The 413-nt window shown below is 55.2% G+C and carries 1 protein-coding gene; it reads right to left on the bottom strand.

The annotated features are described in order from the left end of the window. Positions 1–413: immunoglobulin-like domain-containing protein (locus BFP89_RS28990; RefSeq protein WP_370671224.1), on the bottom strand; the 413-nt coding region annotated here is incomplete at both ends.

Here is a 413-nt window from a genome sequence, read left to right as displayed (position 1 = left end):
CTTCGTTGACTGCGCTTGGCGCGGTCAGGGTAACGGTGGTGGTGTTGTCGGTGCCCGGAGTATCAGTAACGGTGGTGTTAACTGGCGTGGTGCCTGGCACCAAGTTCTCGAAGTGCTCGCCGCCAGTGACAGTCTTGATAGCAGTGGTGACGGTTTGATCGCCTTTGTAGACATCATCCGGTGCAATAACCGAAACGCTGGCGCTCGATTGATTTACACCGATGGTGATGCTTTGGCCGTTATCCAACGTCACGGTCAACGGATTGGTGATGTTAGTCACCGGCGCACCGTTCTTATCCACAAGGCTGGCGGTGTAAACGATATTGCCGCCTTCACCAACAGTAGTGGTGGCGCTCAGAACCACGTCGACTTTATCGATGGTGTCGTTGATCGTTGTCGTTGCGCCGTTGCCC

The organism is Pseudomonas sp. 31 R 17 (genome assembly GCF_900004915.1).
GTDB lineage: Bacteria > Pseudomonadota > Gammaproteobacteria > Pseudomonadales > Pseudomonadaceae > Aquipseudomonas > Aquipseudomonas orientalis_A.
The sequence above is the reverse complement of the archived record's forward strand: the minus strand, read 5'-3'. Positions and strand labels throughout refer to the sequence as shown.